Below are 8,769 nucleotides of genomic sequence, written 5' to 3'. Positions count from 1 at the left end.
TTCTGGGGGCTTTTTGAGACGCGGCCCTACATGCGGGCGCGGTCTCGTCTGGCCACTTGCCTGAAGGCGGCTGGACGGCTGGAGGAGTCCGTGGCCGAACACGAGGGCATGCTCGAACTCTGTCCGAACGACAATCTGGGCGTGCGCTACGGGCTCATGGCGCTCTATCTGGCACTGAACAACCTCGACGGCGCGAATCGCCTCTTCCGGGAATACGACGAGCGGGAGCACCGCGCTATGTTCGCCTGGGCCTACGTGCTCGAACGCTATCTGGCGGGCGATACGGGGGGCGCAACCCAAGCGCTCGCGGCGGCGCGGAAGCAGAACGAGCATGCCGAAGCCTATTTTGCTGCGCTCAGGAGGTTGCCGAAGAAGATGCCGGGATCGTACGCCATGGGGAGTCCAGAGGAGGCCGTGATTGCATGGGATATCCTCAAGCCGGCATGGAAGAAGCATCCGGAGGTGCAAGCCTGGCTAATCGCTAGACGTAGTGCGGGAGATTGAGGATGTGGCCCCCCCGGCAGGGACCGAGACGCCGGAGATGACTAAGGAATGACGTGTAGGAGAAACTGATATGGCCAAACTGACCAGACTTGAAATCCATGGATTCAAATCCATTGACGGCGACGGCCAGTCGTTGGACCTGGGCCCTGTCACGGTTCTGCTCGGCGCGAACGGCGCGGGCAAGAGCAACCTGGTATCTTTCCTGCGCATGGTCAACTTCATGACATCGAGCGGATTGCAGACATACGTGGCGGACCAGGGTTTTGCGGATTCGCTGGTCTACTTCGGCTCCAAGACCACGATGGAACTCTCGGCCCGACTGCATTTTGAGGACGGAAGGGCGAAGGATGAGTACTCATTTACGCTTCGGCGCGACGCAACGAACCGGCTGTTCTTTCAGGACGAAACCGTCACCTACCATGCCGCCGGTCAGCCGACCCCGCAAGTTCGTCAACTCGGCGGCGGAAGCAAGGAATCGCAACTTTCGGAACAGGCGAAGAGCGGAGACATGACCTGTGGTGTGGCGCTGGCCCTGCTATCCGGCTGCAAGGTATTCCAATTCCATGACACGTCGGCCACAGCCAAGATTCGCACGGAGGGGTATGCAGACGATGCGCGCTATCTGCGAAGCGACGGCGGGAATCTGGCGGCCTTTCTGCGGGGTTTGACGAAGCGGACCGACGGTCAGAAGTACTACGACCGCATTGTGCGACACGTCAGGCAGATGGTTCCGCAATTCGGCGATTTCGACCTCAACCCTTTGCCCGACAACGATAAATACGTGCGACTGAACTGGCGAGAGAAGGAGTCCGACTACCTGTTTGGCCCGCATCAGTTGTCTGACGGATCTTTGCGCTTTATGGCCTTGACGACACTGTTTCTTCAGCCTCCCGAAATGCGACCGAAGGTCATCATTGTAGATGAACCGGAACTGGGCCTGCACCCGGCTGCGATTGCGTCCCTGGCTGGGATGGTGAAGGCGGCGGCGGTACAGACGCAGGTCATTCTGGCGACTCAGTCGCCTCGCCTGGTTGACGAGTTCACGGCCGATCAGGTTGTAGTCGTTGAGCGGGATGCGGTGAAACCCAGAAGCGTTTTCCGCCGCCTCGATCCGGAGAAACTTGGCGAATGGCTTGAGCGATACTGTCTCAGTGAGCTTTGGGAAAAGAACGTGCTCGGAGGTCAACCATGATCCGGTTACACGTCACTGTCGAGGGATCAACGGAATTGCGGTTTCTAAAGGATGTGCTTGCACCGCATTTGGTAGAACACGGCGTTTTCGCCGACGCGCAGTCCGTCTTGACCAGCAAGGACAATCGCGCCAACAAAGAATATCGGGGAGGGTTCCGCAGAACGGATGCGTATCAGACCGTCAAGAAAGACATCTGCATCCGGATGAAAGAAGATCGTAACGCCGATGCGCGATTCACGACAATGTTCGATCTGTATGCTCTGCCCGAAGACTTCCCCGGTTATGCCGAGGCGGAGAAGGCGACCGATCCGTATCTCCGGATTGCGATACTGGAGAATGCACTGTACAAAGACATCTGGCAGGCGCTGGACGATTCTCGTTTCATCCCGTACATTCAACTCCATGAGTTCGAGGCACTCATTCTGGCCGACCCCTTCCAATTGAGTTTGGAATACATGGAACACGATAAGCAAATTCAACGCATTGTGAATATGGTCAACAGGGAAGGCGGTAACCCAGAACTGATTAACAACGGGAAGAGCACTGCACCGTCTAAACGAATCATCGCAGAGATTCCTGAGTACGACAAAGCGGACTCCGGCCCGTTGGTCGCCGGGAAGATCGGTCTTCCGACACTCCGGCAAAAGTGCGCTCATTTCGCCGAATGGATCCAACGCCTTGAGGGGCTGGCTCATGCCAACACATGACATCATAGACAACCGGACCGAGAAATTGGTTGACCACCTGTCCCAGATACTCGGATCGACCGAACGCGCCCGGTTCGCGGTGGGCTACTTGTTCCTCTCCGGCCTGACGAGCGTTGCGAAACGGCTTTTGAACCTGAAAGAACTGCGGCTTCTCATCGGCAATACGACCAACAAAGAGACGGTTGAAATGTTGGCCGAGGGATACCGGCGGCTTGATCTGGCGGTCGAGGAACTTGAGCGGCAGGCCTATCCGAAACGCACAGAGGCGGCGAAGATGGCCCAGGAGACGGCGGGGAATCTCCGCAACGCCGTTGAATGGATGGATCAGACGGATGAGGGGCAAGAGCTGGTTGTCGGGCTGATGCGCATGATCGAGGAAAAGCGGCTTAAGGTCCGGGTCTTCACCAAGGGGCGCCTCCACGCCAAGGCGTACATCTGTGATTACGGCAAGGTGTGCGATGGGGTCGGGCAAGAGATTTCGCGTCATGAAAAAGGGATCGCCGTGGTAGGCTCTTCCAACCTGACGCTGGCCGGGCTGACCCACAACACCGAGTTGAACGTGGTTGTTCAGGGCAACCAGAACCACGGCGAACTGGTTCGCTGGTTCGATGATCTATGGAAGGAATCCCAGGAGTTTGACGGGGCCTTGATGACCGAACTCAAGGAGTCCTGGGCGGCGGCGCAAGTGCGCCCGTATGACATCTACATGAAGACCCTCTATGCCCTTGTGCGCGACCGCAGACACGCGGACATCGAAATCATTTTTAGTGGAGACAAGAGCAAGGAAAAGGTTGTCGGCCGCTTCGCCCCCAAGGCAAACCCGGAATACCGGTTCGCCCAGAACGAGCCGGAACTGACGATGGTGATCGCCACCGACGTTCTGGCGGAAGGCTTGAACCTCCAGGACTGTGACAACATCATCAACTACGACCTTCACTGGAACCCGGTCCGGCTGATTCAGCGTTTCGGGCGCATTGACCGTATCGGGTCGGAACACGAACTCATTTTCGGGTTCAACTTCCTGCCTGAAACCAAGCTCGACAAGAATCTCGGCCTCAAGGAGAAACTGCACAACCGCATTCAGGAAATCCACGACACCATCGGCGAGGATTCCGAGATTCTTGACCGGACAGAGAAACTGAACCCAGACGCCATGTACGCCATCTACGAGATGCGGGGCGGTGCTCCGGTCCAACTGGACCTGTGGGGGGGCGCGGACGACGAGTTCCTTGACCTGAACGAAGCCGAGGAGATCTTGCGCCAGTTACGGAAGGACAACCCCGGCGAATACGAACGGATTGCCAGTCTGCGCGACGGGATCAGGACGGCGAGGCCATCCCTGCAACGCGGCCTGTACGTCTTCTGTCAGGCAGGGCGTTTTCAGCAGTTGTTCCTGCTCGACGAGAAGAGCGAAGTAATCTCGCGGGACGTGCCCAAAGTGGTCTGCGCGGTTAAGTGCGCACCCGACGCCAAGGCCGCACCGTTGCCGAAAGGTTACAACAAGGCCGTCATGGCGATTCAGCGTAAGTTCGCGGAGGATGTTCGGCACCGCGAGGCCGAACGAACCTACACGGCGAACCTGACCCACGGCCAACTTTATGTGTTACGGGAAATGAGAATCATGTTTGAAGCCAACCAGGACGAGGACATCAAGCAGAACGTCAATGTTCTGGAGAAGGTCTTCAGGGGACCACTCACCGGCGCGGTGAAGCGAGAACTGAACCAGTTGCGCCGGAACTCCGTCACAGGCGAAGGGCTCCTCAAGAACCTAATCCGCATCTACGACCAGCACAACTTGAAGGACGCTGCCGCCCACCGCAGTCTCGCCATGTCCGACAGGGCGATTCCTCAAATCATCTGTAGCGAGGCCTTCGTGTAGCGCGGGGTATGGAAGGCCATGTACCTACCGGAAATGTCTTGCGGATCAGTTTCAAGGGCTGTGTCGAAACGCTGTGCGCCTTTCTCGCCGGCGGATGCAACGGCACCGCAATCCTGAACACAGATGCGTTCTTAGGATAAATACTGCTCACGCCGTGTGCGCGAATAGAACCTTGGGGCGGTCCCGCGCCCAGCCATCGGCCACACGAGCCAGCAGCGTATCCCACGCCGGCACGCCGCTGATGGCGTCGGGTGTCTCCACACTGGCCGAGCCAACCGCGACCGCCATGCGAACCGCTTCGGCCGCACCCAGGCCCTGCGCCAGCGAAGCCAGCAGCCCGGCAATCGCGCAGTCACCGGAACCGGTGGTGCCCGCGACCCGAGCGGCGAAACAGGGCGCGTGAAAATCGGCCCCCGCCCAGCCCTGCAGCGTCGCGGCGGCTCGGCCACTGCGCGCCAGGCGCGCCCGATCGGAGGTCACGCGCAGGTAGGCCCCTTGGTTGCCCAGCTTGATCATCACGGCGGCAACGCCCATGCCAATCAGACGTTCGGCCACCTCACGCACGCCGGCGGGCGTCATACCGCCGAGTGCGATGCCATCGGCGGCGCGCCTGCGGATGCGTTCGCCTTCGCGCGGATCGAGCATGTGGACGATCTCGTCCAAGCTCGGCATGAACACGTCGACCACGGGCAGGCAGTCGGTCAGAATCGCGCTCCAGTCGGTCTGTCCAGCAGGCGAGGCTGGATCGGGCAGCGCCATATCCAGGGAGGTGGTTAGCCCGGCCGCTTTGACGGACTCGATCATCCGGCGCAACTCCCCTGCCTCGGCGTACATCCGCCTCATCAACGGCGGATAGCCGAAGTGGAACAGATCCATGCCGTGCAGAAGATCCGGCCTGACGTCTGCGGCGGCGAAGGTGTCGTTCGCCCCGGGGCAATGGAGAAAGCTCCGGTCAATTCCCGGCAAATTGATCACCACCGTGTAGGAGGTGGCGACGTTCGGATCGACGATCATCGTCCGCACCAGAGCGGGATCGTGGCCCCGGAACACGTCTAGAATGGCGTGGCCAAAGGCATCGTCGCCGACCTTACCCATCAGCGTCACGGGCAAACCCAGGCGATGAAGGGCGAGGCCGGTGTTAGCGACCGCCCCGCCGGTGCCAACCACGGCGGGACCCAGTTGAACCAGCTTTCCAGGCTGAACCAGCTCGTCAAGCCGCGACACCGATTGCAGAAATTGCGGAATGATGTCCAGGCAAACGTGGCCGGCTACAACCGTCTTGAGTGTCTTACGTGCGTTTATCGTGCAACTCACTCCCGAAGAAATCGCGCTATTCCGCAAACACATACACCGTCGGCAGGGTTTTCTTCACCCGGCGGACGCCCTCCATGAAGACCGAGAGCGGTGCGTCAGCCGGGGCAAAGACAAGCAGCACGCCCTGCCCCCGGCCGAGTCTCTCAACATGCTCGACCAACTCGTCCCAGTTCTGCAGCGGAGACGGCCGGACCGTGAGTTTTGGATCCAAGCTCGTCTCGTCGTTCCAGTCTTCGTGAATGTGGACAAAGGTTTTCCGCCAGCCGGTCTCGCCGTCGCGCTCGATCCGCAGTTCGTACGGTTGCATGAGCCGTTTCTCGCGCGTGCGCCATTCCGGTCTCGGCTGGTACGCCTTGTAATAGAGCTGGCCGTCGGGCGGGCCCTCGACGCGGATGCCGTCCTCGCCCTCGATGGCGGCGATCACGGGGGCCAGCTCGGTCATGGCCTTCACGGTCAGCCGGTCATCAAACCGCCAAGCCACGTGCGGCTCGCGCCCCGACTGGACCCGCGTCATCAATCCCTTCACCGCCACATCGGCCGCGTTGGTCACCCCGCCGCCGCCCGGCTCCTGCAGCACCCATTCGAGGTCTGCGACGCCGGCGGGAGGCGTGTCCAAGCCGGCGCGCGGCTGCACCGTCACTTCGACCGGCGCCACGCGCGGCGGCGCGTCCGCCGCCCGCTCAGGCCGAAGCACCAGGCACCACAGCGACTCTTTGTCCATCACCCCGGGGTTGATCACATACCGTCCGTAGGCCGCGTTCTGCGAAATCAGGCGCGGCGCATCAAGCACCGTCGCGGGCTCATTGTACGTCGAAACGACCGAACCCGGGGAAGGGGCATCCGCCTCGCAGGTGCCGTCATCGTGCCACACCGATCCCACATAAATGAAAACATTCGTCATCCCCTGGCCCGCCTGCTGGTCTGACACGAACGCGCCGATCGGCCGCTCAGCCCCCCCCGCAAACGGCCGGATCGCGAGCGAGACCCGTTCGCCGCGAGGCCAGAAACAGAAGGCCTGGGGCTGTATCGGCCGGCCGCGCGGCATCCCGATCGCCTCAAGCCCACGCGCCACGTCGGAAGGCTTGGCTAGCAGCACAGCCAGCGCTTCGTAGTCCTTCGCGCTGGTTTCGCCGACCACGATGAACTCGGTGGGATAGCGGACGCCCCGATCCCCCACCGCCTCAATGACGGCCGTCACCGTCCGGGCCGCCGTATCGGCCACGACGCCGGGCCACACGCGCCGGGTTGCGGGCTCCTCCTTGCGCTGCGATTCCGTCCAGCGCTTGACCGCCTCCCGATTGGCCTCCCGACCCGCGCCCGGACCGATCATCTGAGCCTCTGCCGCCACAACGAACGCGATCGCCACCGCCCCAATCCTGTGCCACATGCCATGCTCCGGTCTGTTTCGATTATGGCGCCGTGCGCACGGCACGCATGCCGGTTTCGGCCTTCCGTTCCGGAACCCGAAGCGAGGCCGCATTGCGTTCGGAAACGCGCAGATCCCAGGAGAACCAACTGCCTCCACGAAGCCCTGTTCCATCGGCCGAACTGGAAGGCCAATCCAGCGGGACTGACACGGTTCCCGTGCCGTGCGACCCCTGAAAACCGCGCCCCTGCCTATTGCCAATGGTCACGACGCGCTCACAGAGGTTGCCGCTCAGTTCCAGAATGCCCCAATACGACGCCCCGGAGAGGACCCGCGTGTTCCCCTCCTTCGCGAAGATGCCGACGCGCAGCGGACCGTTGATCGTGTTGACGGCGAACATCGCATCACTCTCGCGCCGCACGGTCCCGCTCCACACCGCGTTACCAACCGTCCCGCCAGGGCCGTTGGCGCCGACCCACGTGACGGATTCATCCGGTCCGCCGTCCGACTGGAGCGCATAACCATCGGTCGAGGGGACCGGAAAATCGGTTCCAGCAATATCGGCCGTTCCCCACGCGTATTCGCCCGGAACGGGATTGAGCGGCCCGCGACACGCCTTCTCAAATTCCATCTCGGTCATCGGCCGCAGCCCCGCCCACGCCGCATACTTCACGCCGTCAAACCAGGAGAGGAAATTGCACGCCACTCCCGGTTTTGACGCGGCGATGTTTGGCCAGTCACCCGTCAGGGAGTAGCGCGACACCGGTGCCGCAGGGGCGTAATAGAGCGCACTGGAATCGGTCAGGCTCGCGGTCCTGCCGCACGCATCCCGCGGCAGCGCGTTGAGGAACGCGGCATACTCGCCCTGCGAGATTTCATACTTCATGCAGTAAAAGGCAGCATAGCCATTGGGCCAAGCGGGGTAATCGGGCTCGGCGATGCCGACCGGGCGCCCCCCCGCCATCGTCGGATTTGTCTGTGTGATCACCGTCAGATTCAGCTTGCTGAGTTCAGGCCCCGTGTTGCCAACAGCGAACGCGCCCTGATCCACATAGACCATCTCGATCGCGTACACCTTAATTTCGACCGCCGCCACGGCGGCCACGCCGTCCTCGCCGTGCAACCAGCGCACACTGAGGCCCTTCCAATCGTTCTTGCCGCGCCCCGCCTCCGCGCGGTAGACAAACACACCGACGCCCCGGTCATCGGTCAGACCGACGGAAGCGGCCGCGCCGGCGGCCAAGACGTGATCGGCGGCCTGCAACGAAAGCCGCGCGTGCGAATAACCGTCGGCACTGCCCGTCGCGCGGAACTTGACAAACACCCAAGCCGCATCCCAGTTCTTCACTGGAAGTGCCTTCCCCGTGACGTTGCTTTCCGCCGGCTCCACGGACTCCGACCGCCAGGAATCCTCCCAAGCCAAATCGAATTGCACGTCGCTTTGCCCGGGGGCTCCGGGATGCTCTGTGCAGCGCACGTTGCTGACCCGGATGTTCCGGCCAAAGGCCGCCCCGGACGCGAGCATCATCGCAAAAACAATCGCGGCAATCCTGCGGCAGCCGCCACGTCGATTGGCTGATGTGTGCGTCTGTGTAGCCATGCGCGCACCCCCTTTGCTTGAAGACCCCAGTGCGCAAGTTAGTATCACAGGCGGCGATGATACGCAAGCGATATTTTTTACAGCGATATTTTTTACTGGGTCATCGGCGGGGTGCGATTTTACTTCATTGCCTCGCACCTTGAATTCAGTATTGTGCACATTCCATACGGGCGACGCGCATCCTATGGGCGCGTCGCGCGCACGAAG

6 protein-coding genes are annotated in these 8,769 nt (G+C 61.4%); 3 read left to right on the top strand and 3 right to left on the bottom strand.

Features of this window, described 5'->3' with window-relative positions:
* Positions 1–574: 574 nt before the first annotated feature.
* From FJ222_10760 to FJ222_10750, 3 genes are read left to right on the top strand one after another with little or no spacing between them, the layout of a single operon-like run.
* A complete protein-coding gene (locus FJ222_10760; GenBank protein ID MBM4164899.1) occupies positions 575–1,696 on the top strand; it encodes a hypothetical protein in 1,122 nt (373 codons plus the stop codon).
* Entirely contained in the window at positions 1,693–2,403 is a 711-nt protein-coding gene (locus FJ222_10755) for a DUF4276 family protein (protein MBM4164898.1), read from the top strand. The genes FJ222_10760 and FJ222_10755 overlap by 4 nt, the downstream gene beginning before the upstream one ends.
* The gene (locus FJ222_10750) at positions 2,390–4,282 is read left to right on the top strand and encodes a hypothetical protein (protein MBM4164897.1); all 1,893 of its coding nucleotides are present in this window, start codon (positions 2,390–2,392) and stop codon (positions 4,280–4,282) included. Before FJ222_10755 ends, FJ222_10750 begins: the two co-directional genes overlap by 14 nt.
* A gap of 147 nt (positions 4,283–4,429) precedes the next feature.
* Here FJ222_10750 and FJ222_10745 read toward each other — a convergent pair whose 3' ends face one another.
* Genes FJ222_10745 through FJ222_10735 form a run of 3 tightly spaced genes read right to left on the bottom strand, consistent with a single transcriptional unit; the run spans position 4,430 to position 8,562 of the window.
* Positions 4,430–5,629 carry a carbohydrate kinase family protein gene (locus FJ222_10745; GenBank protein MBM4164896.1) on the bottom strand — a complete coding sequence of 400 codons (1,200 nt, stop codon included), beginning with the start codon at positions 5,627–5,629 and terminating at the stop codon, positions 4,430–4,432.
* A complete protein-coding gene (locus tag FJ222_10740) occupies positions 5,613–6,983 on the bottom strand; it encodes a hypothetical protein (protein ID MBM4164895.1) in 1,371 nt (456 codons plus the stop codon). Before FJ222_10740 ends, FJ222_10745 begins: the two co-directional genes overlap by 17 nt.
* Before the next feature lie 22 nt (positions 6,984–7,005).
* A complete protein-coding gene (locus tag FJ222_10735) occupies positions 7,006–8,562 on the bottom strand; it encodes a formylglycine-generating enzyme family protein (GenBank protein ID MBM4164894.1) in 1,557 nt (518 codons plus the stop codon).
* Positions 8,563–8,769 lie beyond the last annotated feature (207 nt).

It is taken from the genome of Lentisphaerota bacterium, assembly GCA_016873675.1.
Lineage (GTDB): Bacteria > Verrucomicrobiota > Kiritimatiellia > RFP12 > JAAYNR01 > VGWG01.
Note: the sequence above shows the minus strand (reverse complement) of the source record. Positions and strands in the feature narration are given on the sequence as shown.